Origin of the sequence: Nocardia sp. JCM 34519.1, from assembly GCF_020361265.1 — a bacterium.
GTDB lineage: Bacteria > Actinomycetota > Actinomycetes > Mycobacteriales > Mycobacteriaceae > Nocardia > Nocardia arthritidis_A.
This window is the reverse complement of the sequence record NZ_JAIRBR010000024.1, coordinates 109113-125649: the sequence shown is the minus strand read 5'-3', so window position 1 is coordinate 125649 and position 16537 is coordinate 109113. Positions and strand designations below refer to the sequence as shown.

Here is a 16537-nt window from a genome sequence, read left to right as displayed (position 1 = left end):
GACTGGTACTAATAGGCCGAGGACTTACCAACAAAGAAGCTACGCGTCCACTGTGCGGTATCTGAAACAACACACGCACACCCTCGAACCCCGGGGTTTCACCCCTGGTGGGTTCGGGTGGGTGTGGATAGTTTCATAGAGTTACGGCGGTCATAGCGGTAGGGAAACGCCCGGTCCCATTCCGAACCCGGAAGCTAAGCCTGCCAGCGCCGATGGTACTGCACTCGACAGGGTGTGGGAGAGTAGGACACCGCCGGAACATCTTTCACGATAGGGGACCCAGATTCTGGGTCCCCTATCGGCGTTTCAGCACCCTGTCGGGTGCCTGCCGCACCCGGTGTGTGCACCGCACATTCGATGTACGGGGTGTGGGGTTGGTGGACCGGGTAGGGAACAGAATCACCTACGCAGACAAAGGCAATTCACGCGGTATCGTTGCGGGGTCGCGGCGGATAGCGCACCTAGAAAGGGATCACCGTGTCGGATCAGAACGACGGCCGCAAGCCTTTCCGGCGCAGCGGCTCGTCCGATGGCCGCTCGTTCCAGAACCGCTCCGGCAGCGACCGCGAAGGCGACCAGCGCGGCGGATCCAACCGCCGCGGCGACGAAGGCCAGCGCGGCTTCAAACGCAGCGGCGATACCAACCGCCGCGGTGACAACGACCGAGGCGGCTACCAAAGCGGCCGCGGCGGTTCCGACGATCGAGGCTTCCGACGCGGCAGTGATTCCGGTGAACGCGGACCCAATCGGCGCGGCGATAACGACCGAGGCGGCTATCAAGGCGGCCGCGGCGAATCCGGCGACCGAGGTTTCCGGCGCGGCAATGATTCCGCTCCACGCGGCGGATTCAACCGGCGTGGTGATTCCGATTCGCGCGGTGGATTCAACGGCCGTGAAGAATCGGGCGGTGGTTTCCGCCGGGGTGGCGGTGATCGCGGTGGTTTCAATCGCCGCGATGACTCCGGTGAGCGCGGCGGTTTCCGCCGGGGCGGTACCGGTGGTGACCGCGATGGTTTCGATCGTCGCGGTGGTTCCGATTCACGCGGCGGATTCAACCGTCGCGAGGAATCCGGCGGTGGTTTCCGCCGTGGTAGTGATCGTGGTGGTTTCAACCGCCGTGATGACTCCGGTGATCGCGGCGGTTTCCGTCGCGGTGGTGCCGGTGGTGATCGGGGTGGTTTCGATCGTCGCGGTGATTCTGATTCGCGCGGTGGATTCAACCGCCGTGACGATTCCGGTGAGCGCGGTGGTTTCCGCCGTGGCGGTGCCGGTGGTGATCGGGGTGGTTTCGATCGTCGCGGTGATTCTGATTCGCGCGGTGGATTCAACCGCCGTGACGATTCCGGTGAGCGCGGTGGTTTCCGCCGTGGCGGTGCCGGTGGTGATCGGGGTGGTTTCGATCGTCGCGGTGATTCTGATTCGCGCGGTGGATTCAACCGCCGTGGGGACTCCGGTGAGCGCGGCGGTTTCCGCCGCGGTGACGCCGATCAGCGTGGTGGTTCCGGTTCGCGCGGTGGATTCGACAGGCGCGGAACCTCGGGTCAACACGGCGGTTCCGACCGGCAGGGTGATTCGGGTTCGCGCAGTGGATTCAACCGCCGAGGCAACTCGGATGAGCGTGGCGGATTCAGGCGCCAAAATGATTCCAGCGCAGCCGATTTCAATCGACGCGGCGCAGGGGATTCGGGCGAGCGCGGTGGATTCGAACGGCGCGGCGCCGCAGACCCGCAGGATGGCTTCAACCGCCGAGATTCGTCCGAGCGCGGCGCCGAAACAGGCGATCGCAGCGAGCTTGTTCGCCAAAATGATTCCGACGCAGGCGATTCCGGCCGCCGGAATTCGGGCGAACGTGGACTCGACCACGGTGGCGACGCGGGTGAACCTGGCGGCTTCGATCGCCGAAGCGATTCCGGCGCAGGTGATTCCGGCCGTGCGGATTCAGGCGAGCGTGGATTCGATCGCGGCGCTGACGCAGGTGAACGTGGCGGCTTCGATCGCCGAAGCGATTCCGGTACGGGTGATTCCGGCCGTGCGGATTCAGGCGAGCGTGGATTCGATCGCGGCGCTGACGCAGGCGAGCGTGGCGGCTTCGATCACCGACGTGATTCCGGTACGGGTGATTCCGGCCGTGCGGATTCAGGCGAGCGTGAGTTCGGTCGCGGCGGTGACGCGGATGAGCGTGACGGCTTCGATCGCCGGAGTGATTTCGGTGGTTGGGATTCGGGCGAGTATGGATCCGATCGCAGTGCTGACGTCGGCGAGCGTGGTGGCTTCGACCGTCGAAGTGACTCTGGCGCGGGTGATTCCGGCCGTGGGGATTCAGGCGAGCGTGGTGGATCTGATCGTCGGAGTGATTCCGGCCGTGCGGATTCGGGCGCGCGCGGGTTCGATCGTGGCGGTGACGCGGATGAGCGTGACGGCTTCGATCGTCGGAGTGATTCCGATGGCGGGAATTCGGGCGAGCAAGGATCCGATCGCAGCGCTGCCGTCGGCGAGCGTGGTGGCTTCGACCGTCGAAGTGACTCTGGCACGGGTGATTCCGGCCCTGGGGATTCGGGCGAGCGTGGGTTCGATCGCGGGGGTGACGCAGGTGAGCGTGGTGGATCTGATCGTCGGAGTGATTTCGGTGGGGATTCGGGCGAGTATGGATCCGATCGCGGCGCTGCCGTCGGCGAGCGTGGTGGCTTCGACCGTCGGAGTGACTCTGGCACGGGTGATTCCGGCCCTGGGGATTCGGGCGAGCGTGGGTTCGGCCGCGGCGGTGACGCGGGCGAGCGCGGTGGATTCGGGCGTCGGAGTGATTCCGGTGCGGATGGTTTCGGCCTTGGGGGTTCGGATGAGCGCGGCTTCGAGGGAGGTGGCGACGTGAATGAGGGTGGTGGATTCGGGCGTCGGGATGCGTCCGGTGGAGGTGATTTCGATCGGTCCGGCGCTGGCGAACGGGGTGGTGACGTGAACGAGCGTGGTGGATTCAAACGGCGTGGTGCCGCGGGTTCGCGTGGTGATTCCGATCGTGCGGATTCGGGCGAGCGCGGGTTCAAGCGCGGTGGGGAGCGTGGGTACGACCGGCGCTCGGACGCGGGCGAGCGCGGCGGATTCACGCGGAGCGGCGACGACGGGACGGACCGGCGGCGCGGGGGTGAGGGTGCGCGGGGCGGTCGCTCACTCGATCGCAGGCCGCCGCGGCCCGAGGAACCGGATCTGCCGGATGACGTGCAGGCCACCGAATTGGATATGGCGGTTCGCCGGGATCTGCTGAGCCTGGACAAGAGCAACGCCGAGACGGTGGCACGGCATCTGGTGATGGCGGCGCGGCTCATCGACGACGATCCGGGGCTGGCGCTCGCACATGCGCGAGCGGCTCGGCAGCGGGCGGGTCGGATCGCGGTGGTCCGTGAAACGGCCGGCGTCACGGCGTATCACGCGGGCGAATGGGCGGAGGCGCTGTCCGAGCTGCGTACCGCGCGCCGGATGTCCGGCGGGTCGGGTCTGCTCGCGGTGATGGCCGACTGCGAACGCGGTCTCGGTCGTCCCGAGCGCGCCATCGAATTGGGGCGCAGTGACGAGGCACGCGCCCTGCGCGGCGACGAGGCGATCGAACTTCGCATCGTCGTGGCGGGCGCCCGGATGGATATGGGCCAATACGATCAGGCCGTGGTCACCCTGCAGACTCCGGATCTCGATCCGGCCCGCTCGGGTTCGGCCCACGCCCGCCTCTTCTACGCCTACGCCGACGCCCTCGTCGCGGCAGGCCGCACCGACGAAGGCCTCACCTGGTTCCTCAACGCCGCCTCCGCCGACCTCGACAGCGAGACCGACGCCGAAGAACGCGCCGCCGAACTGACCGGCGAAACCTACGAACTGGGCGACGACTACCAGTAACGCCGAGGTGCTACGGGCTCCGAGCCCTCGAAGAAGGTCGAGGGCTGACGCCTCGCGCTTCCGGTGAGAAGGGGCGTGTCCGGGAATCACGTTCCCCGACACAATGCTTGATGACTGGACGTCCTTGGACTCTTGGGTCTGGGGAGTTTTCGAGGGTTGCCGACCCGAGCCCTCGAAGAAAGGTCGAGGGCTGACGCCTCACGCTTCCGATGAGGACGGGTATGTCCGGGAATCACTGCCTGGACCCAATGTTTGGTGACTGGACGTCCTGAGCCTGGGGAGTTTCGAGGGTTGCCGACCTCGAGCTCCCGCCAGGGGTGGCGACGGCAGCCATCGCCTCAGTTCCTAGCCGGGCCAAGCGGATTCGTCGGCCTGAACGTCAGGGATGCCGTCGGCGCACACTTGGTGGTTGTGGCACAGGGGATTCGGTTATGAAGGCATCCGCTGGGTGGCATACGACTGGCCGTCTCATTCCATGTGAGTGAGGGCTTCGGACTGTCCCTCGGGACGAAACTGGCTTAGTCCCAATAGATCTCCGAATCAATTGCCTGGTTCTAAAGCTCTGGTATGCCTAAGCTCGGTGGGTGACCTTGGAATGGGAACAGGTAATTGTTCATTCAGTGGATCCGGCGGCCTTGGGGCAGTGGTGGGCTGAGGCTCTGGGGTGGGTCGTGGTCTACTCCTCCGACGACGAGTTCGAGATCCGTCCGGAGCCGGATCGCCTGCCGGGGTTGGACTTCGTCCGGCTCGACGAGCCCAAGAAGGTAAAAAGCCGACTCCATCTCGACTTCCGGCCTGATGACCAGGACGCCGAGGTGGCTCGTCTGCTGGCCCATGGCGCACAGCGTGTCGATATCGGCCAAGGTGATCAATCGTGGGTCGTATTTGCGGACCCCGAAGGTAACGAATTCTGCGTCCTTGCCCAACGACATCAATAGGGGCCGCCTCTGGAGCGGGGTGCCATCCATGCGGGGTTTTGGTTAGGCTGAGCCGGTCGAAGGCGAGCACGTCGAGACCTGGGAGGGGATTGTCTTGTTGCGCAGGGTATTTCGTTTCCTATTGATTTTGCTGCTGGCCTCGGCCGCGGTTGATGTTGTTGCCCGAGCCGAACCCGCGCCATCGCAACCGGTATCGGTGGTCGTGACCTTGCCCGAGCCGAGCGGCACCGATGCGATCGGCGTGGTGGATCTGCATCTGATCGATCCGTCTCGTCACGATCCGTATGTCCCGGATCGAGCACGCGAGTTGATGGTCAGCATCTGGTACCCCGCCGCCGATCGGGCGGCAATGCCGGTGCGGCCCTGGTTTTCCGAACAGATGACCCGCGCCTACGCGGACGGCTTCGCTCAGATCGGTTCGCCGGTACCGGAGTCGTGGACGTTGGCACCCAGCCACGGGCGGATCGATGCGGCCGCGGACAGCTCCGGTGGGCGACGGCCGGTCGTGTTGTTCTCGCCCGGTATGGGCATGCCGCGGGAGGCCAGTACCGCACAGGCCGAGGATCTCGCCAGTCACGGATTCGTCGTGGTCGCCATGAGCCACACCCACGAATCGCTGGCGACCGAATTCCCCGGCGGACGGCTCGAAAAGCGCACGCTGCCGCAGGCCCAGGACCTAGACCAGCTCAAGGCGCAAATCGGACAGGCGATGGACATCCGCGTCGCCGATACGCGGTTCGTCCTCGACCGGCTGGCCGACCTCAGCGCCGGCGCCGATCCGGACGCCGACGGGCATCCGGTGCCCGCGAATCTCGCCGGAATACTCGATTTGTCGAAGATCGCGATGTTCGGGCATTCACTAGGTGGCGCCACCGCGGCCCAGGTGATGCATGACGATCGGCGCGTCGCCGCCGGGGTGGATCTGGATGGCGCCCTGTGGGGTTCGGTGCTCGCCGACGGATTGGACCGTCCGTTCGTACTTATCGGCGGCACCGATCACGGACGAGCCCAGGACACCAGTTGGCAGCAATTCTGGGCCGCCGATCGCGGACCGAAACTGGAATTCCGGCTCGACGGCTCGCAGCATCACTCGTTCTGCGACAACCAGCTGATCATTCCCGCCTTGGCCGCCGCGGGCATCGTGCCCGCCGATTTCGCCGCCAAGATAGTCGGCACCATCGACCCGCGGGACTCGCTCGATCTGCAGCGCGGCTACCTGCGCGGCTTCTTCGACACGACACTCGGCCGATACGACGACCTCCCGAAAGCCCCGGACACCTTGCTGCACCCGGAAATGATCCCGGTTCCCTAGGCACTCGCTCGATAGATCTGACCATAACCGTCATCGCTGGTCCTCGGGAATCTCCACTAACCGCTGACAGATACGAATTGTGAGTTCGGCGGGGCTTTTTCGAGGCCGATGCTGCCGAAGATCACCGTCGAATTCCCGAATGGCCGAACGGTATTCGAGTTCCTGCTGCCCGTCGTCTACTCGCGTCCGCCGGACGGACACTCTCGGCGTAAACGCCTACCGCTCAAGCGATTTGCCGCTCGGCTGAACCGTACCTTCGCCCGGTTGAGACGCGCTCGAGCCGCAGCGGATTTTCGCCGGATGCGCCGCCGTCAGGATTGCGTTCATCGACCGCGACGAAAGCGAAGACATGGCAAGCATCTCCGCAATCCAATCCGATATTTCTCGCATCAAAGAGGTTGCCTGGGGCCTGGTTTCGACGGCAGCGCTGGTTACGGCCGTCGATCTCGGTATCGCGGGTGCGCTGGCGGCGGGGCCGCGCACCGCGGCGGCACTGGCGACGGAGCTCGACGCGGACCCTGTCGCGCTGGCGCAGTTATTGGATGCGCTTGTCGCACGCGGGGTTTTCGACCGATCCGATGACGGTGCGTACGGCAACAACGGGTTGTCGAACCTGTTGCGCGAGGACGATCCCAATAGCGTGACGTACCTGGTCCGTTGGATCGGTCACCCGATTTTCTGGCGGCTGTGGCCGCATCTGCGGGAGGCCGTGCAGGAGGGGAAGCCGCAGTCGACGGCGGTGCTCGGCAGCGATTTCTTCCGCTACATCCACACGAACGAGCCTGCGGCCGTAGCGGTTTTCACCGCGGCGATGACCCAGGCCAGCGCGCACACCTCCGATGCGGTGGTTCAGGCGCTCGGCTTGTCCGGCACGGAGACGGTGGCCGATATCGGTGGCGGACAGGGCAGACTACTGCGCGCCGTGCTGGAGGCATATCCGGACATCAGCGGCTACCTGTTGGACCTGGAAGGTGTTGTCGACCAAGCACTTCCGGAACTGCGGACCGGGTCGCTCGCCGGGCGGGCCACGGTGCTCGCCGGTGACTGCCGCGCGGATATACCGATCGAGGCCGATGTCTACATTCTCAAGAACATTCTCGAATGGGATGACGACAGCACCGTGAAAACCCTGGAGAACGTGCGGCGCAACGCGCGGCCGGGCGCCCGGGTGCTGGTGGTGGAGACGCTGACGGATCATACGCCGGAGCCGGTGGTCACCTCGGCGCTGGACATGCTGCTGCTGTTGAACGTCGGTGGGCGCAAACACAGTTCGCATCATGTCGCCGAACTGTTCGAGCGCGTCGGCATCCGCTTCGACGGCGTGCGGTCAACTGGAACTTTCCTCGTTCTTGTCGAGGGCGTCGTACCGGAAGGCGGTCGCTGACATGGGAATTCGTCTCGATGATCAGGTTGCGCTGGTCACCGGCGCCGCGTCGGGCATCGGCGCGGCGGCAGCGGTGGTGCTCGCCGGGGCGGGCGCGCGGGTGGTGCTGGCCGATCTGCAGGATTGCGCCGAGGTGGAGCGTGCGGTGAAAGACGTTGGCAGCGAGGCGATCACGGTGCGCGCGGACGTTTCGCGAGCCGCCGACGCGCAGGCGATGGTGGATAGGGCGGTGGAGCAGTTCGGGCGGCTCGATTGCGCGTTCAACAACGCGGGCGTCGAGGGTATGGCCGAACGGGAAATCCACGAGGCGGACGAGTCGGCGTGGGATCACGCGCTCGCGGTGAACCTCAAGGGTGTCTGGCTGAGCATGAAATACGAGGTGCCTGCGATGTTGCGCGTCGGTGGCGGCGCGATCGTGAACGGCGCGTCGGTGGCGGCCATGGTGGCCTTCGACAAGAACGGTTCGTATGTCGCGAGTAAGCATGCGGTGGTCGGGTTGACCAAGACCGCGGCGCTGGAGTACGCCGATCGCGGTATCCGGGTGAACGCGGTGTGTCCCGGCGTGGTGCGCACCCCGTTCCTGGAGCGGTTCACCGGCGGTGTGCCGGAGGTGGAGGCGCGGTATACGGCGATCGTGCCGATGGGTCGCATGGCGACGCCGGAGGAGATCGCGAAGGCGGTGTTGTGGCTGGTCTCCGCGGAATCGTCGTATGTGACCGGGCACGGCTTGGTGATCGACGGCGGTCTGGTGGCTCGGTAGGGAAGCACAGTGGAATCGCGTGTGGTGATCACCGGTATGGGTGTGCTGGCGCCGGGCGGTGTCGGCGTCAACGAGTTCTGGAAGCTGCTCGGCGACGGGCGCACCGCGACCCGGCGGATCACGCTGTTCGATCCGGCGCCGTTCCGCTCCCAGGTGGCCGCCGAAATCGATTTCGTCCCAGCCGAACACGGGCTCACCGAGGAGGATGCGTCCCGGCTCGATCGGGCGACCCAGTTGGCGCTGGCGGCGGTTCGGGAAGCTCTCGGGTCCGGGTGCACCTTCGATCCGTATCGCACGGGTGTGACCATCGGTACGGCGGTCGGCGCGACGATGGGTTTGGAGCGGGAGTACCGCGTGGTCAGCACGGAGGGGCGCGACTGGCTGGTGGATCATCGGCTGGCGGTCGGGCATTTGTACGACTATTTCGTCCCGAGTTCGATCGCGGCGGAGGTCGCCCGCCGCACCGGTGCGCGAGGTCCGGTCGAGATCGTCTCGACAGGATGCACGTCCGGAATCGATGCCGTCGCGCATGCCGCCGAACTCATCCGGGACGGTATGGCCGACACGATGATCGCCGGTGCGACCGATGCGCCGCTTTCGCCCATCACCACAGCGTGTTTCGACGCCATCAAGGCGACGACACCGCGCAACGACGATCCCGAGCACGCCTCGCGGCCGTTCGACCGCACCCGCAACGGGTTCGTGCTCGGTGAGGGCGCCGCGATATTCGTGCTGGAGGAATACGATTCGGCGCGGGCGCGCGGCGCCGAAATCCTGGCCGAACTGGCCGGTTACGGTTCCCGCTGCAATGCCTTCCACATGACCGGTCTGCGTCCGGACGGGCGGGAGATGGCGGCGGCGATCCGGACGGCGCTGGACCGGGCGCGGGTCGATCCCGGCGATATCGACTACATCAGCGCGCACGGCTCCGGCACCAAACAGAACGATCTGCACGAAACCAATGCGGTGAAGCGGGTTTTCGGGACCCGCGCGTACGACGTTCCGATGAGTTCGATCAAGTCGATGATCGGTCATTCGCTCGGCGCGATCGGTTCGCTGGAGATCGCGGCGTGCGTATTGGCGATCGGTGACAATGTGGTCCCGCCGACCGCGAATCTTCGTGAGCCGGACCCGGATTGCGATCTCGACTACGTGCCGCTGACCGCGCGGGAGTGGCGGACCGATGTGGTGCTGACCGTCGGCAGCGGTTTCGGCGGATTCCAATCCGCGATGGTGTTGCGCGCGCCGGGGCGGTGGTAGCGGTGCGGGCGGTGGTGACCGGGCTCGGCATCATGGCGCCGAACGGGATGGGGGCCGAGAAGTATTGGGCCGCAACCCTGGACGGGGCGATGGGGATCCGCCGGATCCGCCGTTTCGAACCGGACCGGTATCCGGCGCGGTTGGCCGGTGAGGTGATCGATTTCGTTGCCGAGGAACATATTTCGGGTCGGCTACTGCCGCAGACCGATCACATGACGAGACTTGCGCTCGGCGCGGCCGATTGGGCGCTGGACGATGCGGAGATCGATGTCCGCCAGGGCGACGGTTTCGACATTGGTGTGGTAACCGCAAGCAGCGCGGGCGGTTTCGAGTTCGGGCAGCGGGAGTTGCAGAACCTCTGGAGCAAGGGTAGTTCGTACGTGAGCGCGTACCAGTCGTTCGCGTGGTTCTATGCGGTGAACACCGGTCAGATCTCGATCCGGCACGGATTGCGCGGCCCCAGTGGGGTTCTCGTCGCCGATGACGCTGGCGGGCTGGCGGCGGTCGCACAGGGCCGCCGCCTCGTCGGCCTGGGCACACCGGTGGTGGTCTGCGGTGGTGTCGACGGCGTTATCTGCCCGTGGGGTTGGGCCGGTCACCTCGCGAGCGGGCGGCTCAGCGTATCCGACGATCCGTGCGCCGCGTACCTGCCGTTCGATATGCGGGCGAGCGGATATGTGCCGGGTGAGGGCGGCGCGATTCTGGTCGTCGAGGACGCCGATCATGCGCGACAACGCTGTGCCGCAAGGTGTTACGGCGAGATCGCCGGATACGGCGCCACCTTCGACCCCGACACGGGGGATCCGTGCGGTCTGCGGCGCGCGATCGAATCGGCGCTCGCGGCAGCGGATTCGGGACCGTCCGATATCGATGTCGTCTTCGCCGACGCCGCGGCCTCGGTGCCGCTGGACACCGCGGAGGCGCTGGCCCTCGCGGCGGTCTTCGGTCCCGGCGGCGTTCCGGTGACCGCGCCGAAGACGCTGATCGGCCGCCTCGGCGCGGGTGGCGCCGCGCTGGATCTGGCCACCGCGCTGTTGTCGTTGCGGGACAACGTGGTTCCGCCGACCCGCAATGTGGCGCCCGCCGCGGAATACGACATCGATCTGGTGGTCGGCGCCGCGCGGCCGATGCCGCTGAACGCGGCGCTGATACTCGCTCGCGGCCATGGCGGCTTCAATTCCGCCATGCTGGTGCGCCGACCAACACAGTAGAACAGGAGAAACCGCCATGCGGCTCGACGAACTCATCGCGATATTGCGTCGCTGCGCCGGCGCCGACGAGAACGTGGTCCTGGACGACACCATCGCCGACACCGATTTCGAAAGCCTCGGCTACGACTCCATCGCGCTGCTCGAGGTGACCTCGGATATCGAGCGATCACAGCACATCAAACTGGGCGACGACGCCATCAAGGTCACCACCACGCCGCGCGAGGTTCTCGCGCTGGTGTCCGAACGCGGCGCATGACGGGGAAGGAGAAATGATGCCCGACAACCTCGCCCGGATTTTCGCCTCGGCGGAACTCATCGATTTATCGAGCGATATCGGCAATCACGCCGAGGGACCGTTCACCACCCGAATCGATGCGCTCGAACCCGAACCGGGCGCGGAATTCTTCTGCGCCAACGTATTACCGAAGATCGCGGCGCATGCGGTCGGCAGGCTGAACGCGGCCGATTTCCCGGACGGCGCTTTTCTCCGCCATGAAATGGTGCACGCCTCCGTGCATGCCGGATCGCATATCGACGCGCCGGGCCACTACGGCCCGGCGGTGGACGGTGTGCGGCGCGATATCAACGATGCGCCGCTGCGTTCCTTCTACGGGCCCGGTGTGCTGTTCGATCTGGCAGAACTGGATGGCGCGATCGTCACCCGGGCCGATATCGAATTGCCGGATGGCACCGCGCCGGGATCCATCGTGCTGATCCGGACCGGCGGCGACAAGGCGATCGGGGCGGATGCGATCGACTATCTGCTGGATGCCGGAATAACCGTAATCGGTACGGACGGCGCGAGTTTCGACGGTCCGTTCGAGCCGATGATCGAACGTTTTCTGGCGGGTGACCGTGCCGCGCTGTGGCCGGCGCATGTGCTGGGACGGCACCGCCCGTATTACCAAATCGAACGGTTGGCGAATTTGGACAAGCTGCCCGCCGCCGGATTTTTCGTCATCGCGTTACCCGTCCTGATCGCGGGCGCCACCGCCGCGTGGACCCGCGCCATCGCTGTGCTCCAATCCTGATCGGGAGAAAGACAATGCAGGTCATCACTCGCTCCGTAATCGTCGACGCGCCCGTCGACGTCGTCTACGAGGTTTCCAATCGCATCGATCAGTGGCCGCAGATGATTCCGGAATATTTGAAATCGGAGATTCTGCGCCGCGAGGGCCGCAAGATCTGGTTCCGGTTGACCAACGCCGACAACCTTTCCTGGGTGTCGTGGCGGATGCTGTATCCGCCGTTGATCGCGTACGCGGAGCGGTACGAGCCGCTGGCACCATTCACGTTCAACCATCTCACCTGGGTTTATCAGCCGCTGCCCGGATATCGCAGCCAGATGACCTGGGATATGTGCTTCGAACTCGTCGAGGACAAGCGCGCCGAGGAACCGCAGTGGCGGGAGCGGATGGCCGAGCACACCGCCGCCAATCAGGAGGCGGTGCGCGAGTACATCGAATCGCTGGTCGGCGAGCTCGGCGCGCGATGAATACCGTTGAACGGGTGCCGGTGCTGGTCGTCGGCGGCGCGGTGAGCGGGCTGACGATGGCCGCGTTCCTGGCGCGGCACGGGGTCGGCTGTCTGCTGGTGGAGCGGCGCGACCGTCTTTCCCGGCATCCGCGGATGAGCGATATCGGGCCGCGGGCGATGGAGTTGTTGCGGGCCTTGGGAATTCAGGACCGGATCCATCCGCTGGACGAGGCGCGGGAGAGCACGATCCTGCGGGTCGAAACGCTGGCCGGACGCGAAATCGATCGGTACTCGATGGGCGGGCCGGAGGAATTCGGCGGGCTGACACCGGAAAAGCAGGTGTGGTGCGATCAGGATCAGCTCGAACCGATTCTGCGGCAGCGGGCCGTCGAACTCGGCGCCGGGATCCGGTTCGGCACGGAGCTCACCAGTTTCGAACAGGACGAGCGGGAGGTGCGGGCCGAGTTGCGCGACACCGTGACCGGACGCCGCGTCACCGTGGTCGCCGACTATCTGATCGCATGCGACGGTTCGGGCAGTCCGGTCCGTGAGGCGCTCGGAATCGGTTGCGCCGGACCGGGATTGCTCGCATTGCAGGCGGGTATCCTGTTTCGCGCGGACCTGACGGCGGCGCTGCGCGGCCGAAGTTTCGTGCTGTGCATAGTGAACGATCTGGACGCGTCCGCTGCCGGTATCCGGCTGAATATTCTGCTGGAACGCAACCTGAATCGCTGGACGCTGAGCGTTCCGCACGATCCGGCGACCGATCCGGAGTTGTCGGAGCGGCGCTGTGCCGAACTGGTCCGGCGCGCGGTGGGCGATCCGGATCTCGCGGTGGAGGTGCTGGGCGTCGACATCTGGCAGATGCGGGCGTTGCTGGCCGACACCTTCCGGCGCGGGCGGGTGTTCCTGGTGGGCGACGCGGCGAAAACCCTGCCGCCCACCGGTGGTTACGGCGGCAATTCCGGTATCGATGACGTACACAATCTCGCGTGGAAGCTGGCGTTCGCGCTGGCGGGCCGGGCGGGGCCGGGTCTGCTGGACAGTTATGAGGTCGAACGAAAACCGGTGGCGCAGTTGCTGATCGAGGATTCCGTCGTCCGGGCGGGCCTGCTCATCGCGGGTTCCGCGGAGGGCGGGTCGCGCCAGCCAGGCAACCGGCCGAGTAAGGCGAGTATCTGCCTCGGCTATCGGTATCGCACGGGCGCGCTGATTCCGGAAGAGCCCGATGCCGGGGATGCGGCGGAGGATCCGCGTAAGCCGACCGGTCGGCCCGGTACGCGGGCCGCGCATGTTGTCCTGATGCGAGATGGCCGGGAGATTTCGACATTGGATTTGTTCGGCCCGGATTTCGTGCTGCTCACCGGTTCGGACGGCTGGGAGCGGGCCGTCGACGGGCTCGGCGTTGTCGTGCATCGGATCGGGGTGGAGCTGATCGATGTGGAGGGTCGCTGGGCCGAGGCGTACGGGGTGAGCGAGTCGGGAGCGGTGCTTGTGCGGCCCGACGGTTTCATCGCTTGGCGCAGCCGAAACGCCGCGGCGGACGACGCGCCGGCGACCGCGCTGCGGTCGATTCTCGGTGTGGCTCAACCGGTGTCCAGCTCCGAGAGGTAGCGGGCGACCATGGGCGGCAGCGTCATCGGCTTGCGCTCGGTGGCGACACGCGCGGTCACCATGCCGGAATCGATGAGGCTCAGCAGCGCGATCTCGGTTTGCGTCGGCGTGGTCGGCGCGAGCGTCACCACATCGTCGACGTCGAACGGGCGGTCCCGCAGTGCGATGACGCTGCGCAGGACGGTGCGTTCGACGGCGTCGAGGTCGCGATAGACGGCGTCGATGCGGTAGAACAGGTCGAATCCCAGATTGGCCAGATCCGAAAGGCGAACGGCGTCATCGGGATTCATGATCCGCCTGCGCAGATGTTCGAGCGGGTACCTCGGCGAGACGGTCAGGCGGTCGCCGATGAATCGGATGGCCAGCGGGAGCGCGCCGACGACTTCTATCAATTGTTCGGCCGCGCGTTGCTCCCGTTTGATCCGGTCGGCTCCGACGATGGCGGCGAGCAGGTCGAGGCCGTCGCGGACGGACAGCGGGTCGAGCAGGCATTTGTCCACGCCGAACAGGCCGGTGAGCGGGCGGCGGGCGGTGATGATGGTCGCGGATCCGAGGGGCAGATGCGGCACGATATCGGCGCCGCGGTGCAGATTGTCGAGGACGACGAGGATGCGCCGCCCCCGGGTGATCGAGCGGAAGAGCGAGACCGCGCCCGCGAGGGTCGCGGGCAGCTCGTGGTCGCCGATACCGAGCGCGCGCAGCACATCGGAGAAGGCGTCCAGCCCGGACCGGGCGGTGTCCTCGAGATCGATGTGCAGCTGGCCGTCGGGAAATGATCCGGCCACCGCATGGGCGATGGTGAGTGCCGCCGCGCTCTTGCCGACGCCCGGCATGCCGTGCACGCAGATCGTCCGCGGCGAATTCCCGGTGAGCAGATCGACGGCCGCGTCGATGGCGTGCCGATGGCCGACGAAATCCGGCACCATCGGGGGGAGTTGGGTCAGCTTGAGCGGTTCGCCGCGGATATCGCCCGGCGCCGCGGGAACCGGGCCGAGGTTGCCGCGCAGGATGTCCTGTTGCAGCTGCCGCACCGGCTGGCCCGGTTCGATGCCCATCTCGTCGGCGAGCCGGGTGCGCAGCTCGCGGTAGACGTTCAATGCCTCCGAACGCCGGCCCGAGCGGGCCAGCGCCGCCATCAGCGTTTCGTGGAAACCCTCGTGATACGGGTTCTGTTCGATGTGGAATTTCAGTTCGCCGATCACCTCGTCGAAGCGCCCGAGCCGCATCTCGGCGCGCAGGCGCAGCTCGATCACCTGCCGATTGCGTTCCTCCAACCAGGCGACCCGGTTGCGCAGCCGCTTGCCGAGGATGACGTTGCGCAGCGGCGCGCCGTGCCAGCACGACATGGCCTGGCCGAGGTAATCGCTCGCCTCGGCGAGTTTTTCGGGTGAGTCCTCGGCCATGCCCGCGCGCAGCAGGCTCGCGCCGCTGTCGGCCAGCCGCTCGAATTCGTCAAGGTCCAGGTAGGCGTCGTCGAGTCGCAGCGAATAGCCGCCCTGCCTGGTGACGATCAGCTTCTCGCCGCCCTTGCCGAGTATTTTCCGGAGCTCGTAGATATAGGTGTGTACCGTCCGGCTCGGTGTGGCGGAGCTCGGCAGGCGCCAGAGTTCGTCGACGATCCATTCGATCGGCACTGTGCGTCCGTGCTCGATGGTGAGCAGGGCCAGGATGCTTCTGATCTTCGGTTGCCTCGGCGTGATGTCGATATCGTCGAATTCGACCGAGAACTCACCGAGAACCGTGAAGTTCACAGGGATTCCCCCGTTCAGTTGCCGGCGCGGGGATTTCGCGCGGAGAAAAGACAGACGACGCCCGAGCGGGCGAGCCGGACCTCCGTGAAACGCGCTTCCAATTCGGTTGCCAGATCTTCGATGCGATCCGCGCTGTTGCTGAAGGAATTGCGGCGGTTGAGGCGTCGCTGCAGCGCGGACGACACCGCGTTGTGTCCTGGATCGGCGCCGAGGACGGTGCTGCCGAACAGTCGGCCGCCCTCGTCGAGCAGGGGTGTGAGATTGTCGAAGACGGCGGCCTTCCGGTGAAACGCGCCGGGCAGACAGTGCAGCAGAAAGTTCATGCCGATCGAATCGAACTGTGCCGCACAGAGATCCAGGGGTTTGAACACGTCGCCGACTACCGTGGCCGGACGGTAGCGCCGGATTCGCTTGGCCGCCATGGCCAATACGCCCGCGCTGAGGTCGACGAGCGTGATCGACGGTGTGGCCGTTGGAAATCGGCAGTTGCCGAGGAACCAGCCGGTGCCGGGGCCCAGGTCGAGGTGGCGGGCGCCGACCTGATCGTTATAGTGCGCCAACATCTTCGAGCGTGGGCAGCGCCAGACCCAGCGGCTGACCAGACCCAGCACCAGCCAGTCGTAGACGGCCAGCATACGAGCGTGGTAGGGCGCTATCCCGGCCCGGATGCGCGCCTCGGTCGCCGCTGGGTCGTCGTCTCCGGATTCGTCGAAATCCACGGTGTTGAATTCCACTGTGCGGCCTCCGCTTTGTGCTGACGCGGACTGCATCTGGATGCTGCGATATTGCGCGCCGATGTCGAGATCCCAAGGGCTCGTACCGGATTCATCGTAGACGATGTATCTGCGTCCGAGATAGTGCCGATCGGATTCGGCATGATGCGGGCGTACCACTGAGCGACACGTTTTAACGCCGGTTGCGGTTCACCGGGGAAATCGCGCCGCCCGCG

The 16537-nt window shown here is 66.0% G+C and carries 14 protein-coding genes and 1 rRNA gene; 13 read left to right on the top strand and 2 right to left on the bottom strand.

Going from position 1 to position 16537, the window contains the following annotated elements; genetic code table 11:
- Positions 1 to 142 precede the first annotated feature (142 nt).
- From rrf to LGY53_RS37355, 13 genes are all read left to right on the top strand, one after another.
- A 5S ribosomal RNA gene (gene rrf, locus LGY53_RS37415) occupies positions 143 to 259 on the top strand.
- A 393-nt stretch (positions 260 to 652) separates the two neighbouring features.
- Positions 653 to 2869 (top strand): hypothetical protein, encoded by a 2217-nt coding sequence (locus LGY53_RS37410; RefSeq protein ID WP_225731422.1) that lies wholly within the window; start codon positions 653 to 655, stop codon positions 2867 to 2869.
- Positions 2866 to 3882, top strand: a complete 1017-nt coding sequence (locus LGY53_RS37405) for a tetratricopeptide repeat protein (RefSeq protein ID WP_374111290.1) — start codon at positions 2866 to 2868, stop codon at positions 3880 to 3882. The genes LGY53_RS37410 and LGY53_RS37405 overlap by 4 nt, the downstream gene beginning before the upstream one ends.
- A gap of 584 nt (positions 3883 to 4466) precedes the next feature.
- Positions 4467 to 4820, top strand: coding sequence for a VOC family protein (locus tag LGY53_RS37400; protein WP_225731420.1), 354 nt, complete (start codon positions 4467 to 4469; stop codon positions 4818 to 4820).
- A gap of 202 nt (positions 4821 to 5022) precedes the next feature.
- Positions 5023 to 6132: a hypothetical protein gene (locus tag LGY53_RS37395; protein WP_225731419.1), complete on the top strand. Its 1110-nt coding sequence runs from the start codon at positions 5023 to 5025 to the stop codon at positions 6130 to 6132.
- 349 nt (positions 6133 to 6481) lie between these two features.
- On the top strand, positions 6482 to 7516 hold the full coding sequence (locus LGY53_RS37390; RefSeq protein WP_225731418.1) for an acetylserotonin O-methyltransferase: 1035 nt from the start codon (positions 6482 to 6484) through the stop codon (positions 7514 to 7516).
- Between the two features lies 1 nt (position 7517).
- Positions 7518 to 8276, top strand: coding sequence for a glucose 1-dehydrogenase (locus LGY53_RS37385; protein ID WP_225731417.1), 759 nt, complete (start codon positions 7518 to 7520; stop codon positions 8274 to 8276).
- Positions 8277 to 8285: 9 nt separating this feature from the next.
- Positions 8286 to 9536, top strand: coding sequence for a beta-ketoacyl synthase (locus LGY53_RS37380; protein ID WP_225731416.1), 1251 nt, complete (start codon positions 8286 to 8288; stop codon positions 9534 to 9536).
- 2 nt (positions 9537 to 9538) lie between these two features.
- The gene (locus tag LGY53_RS37375) at positions 9539 to 10747 is read left to right on the top strand and encodes a ketosynthase chain-length factor (protein ID WP_225731415.1); all 1209 of its coding nucleotides are present in this window, start codon (positions 9539 to 9541) and stop codon (positions 10745 to 10747) included.
- A 16-nt stretch (positions 10748 to 10763) separates the two neighbouring features.
- Positions 10764 to 11003 carry an acyl carrier protein gene (locus LGY53_RS37370; protein ID WP_225731414.1) on the top strand — a complete coding sequence of 80 codons (240 nt, stop codon included), beginning with the start codon at positions 10764 to 10766 and terminating at the stop codon, positions 11001 to 11003.
- A gap of 16 nt (positions 11004 to 11019) precedes the next feature.
- A complete protein-coding gene (locus tag LGY53_RS37365) occupies positions 11020 to 11778 on the top strand; it encodes a cyclase family protein (RefSeq protein WP_225731413.1) in 759 nt (252 codons plus the stop codon).
- Positions 11779 to 11792: 14 nt separating this feature from the next.
- Positions 11793 to 12242 carry an SRPBCC family protein gene (locus LGY53_RS37360; protein ID WP_225731412.1) on the top strand — a complete coding sequence of 150 codons (450 nt, stop codon included), beginning with the start codon at positions 11793 to 11795 and terminating at the stop codon, positions 12240 to 12242.
- Positions 12239 to 13837: an FAD-dependent monooxygenase gene (locus tag LGY53_RS37355; protein ID WP_225731411.1), complete on the top strand. Its 1599-nt coding sequence runs from the start codon at positions 12239 to 12241 to the stop codon at positions 13835 to 13837. The genes LGY53_RS37360 and LGY53_RS37355 overlap by 4 nt, the downstream gene beginning before the upstream one ends.
- Here LGY53_RS37355 and LGY53_RS37350 read toward each other — a convergent pair.
- Together LGY53_RS37350 and LGY53_RS37345 are read right to left on the bottom strand one after the other, a co-directional pair.
- Positions 13810 to 15588 (bottom strand): AfsR/SARP family transcriptional regulator, encoded by a 1779-nt coding sequence (locus tag LGY53_RS37350; RefSeq protein WP_225731410.1) that lies wholly within the window; start codon positions 15586 to 15588, stop codon positions 13810 to 13812. The genes LGY53_RS37355 and LGY53_RS37350 overlap by 28 nt on opposite strands.
- Before the next feature lie 14 nt (positions 15589 to 15602).
- Complete coding sequence (locus LGY53_RS37345; protein WP_225731409.1) at positions 15603 to 16322, bottom strand: class I SAM-dependent methyltransferase; 720 nt, start codon at positions 16320 to 16322, stop codon at positions 15603 to 15605.
- Positions 16323 to 16537 lie beyond the last annotated feature (215 nt).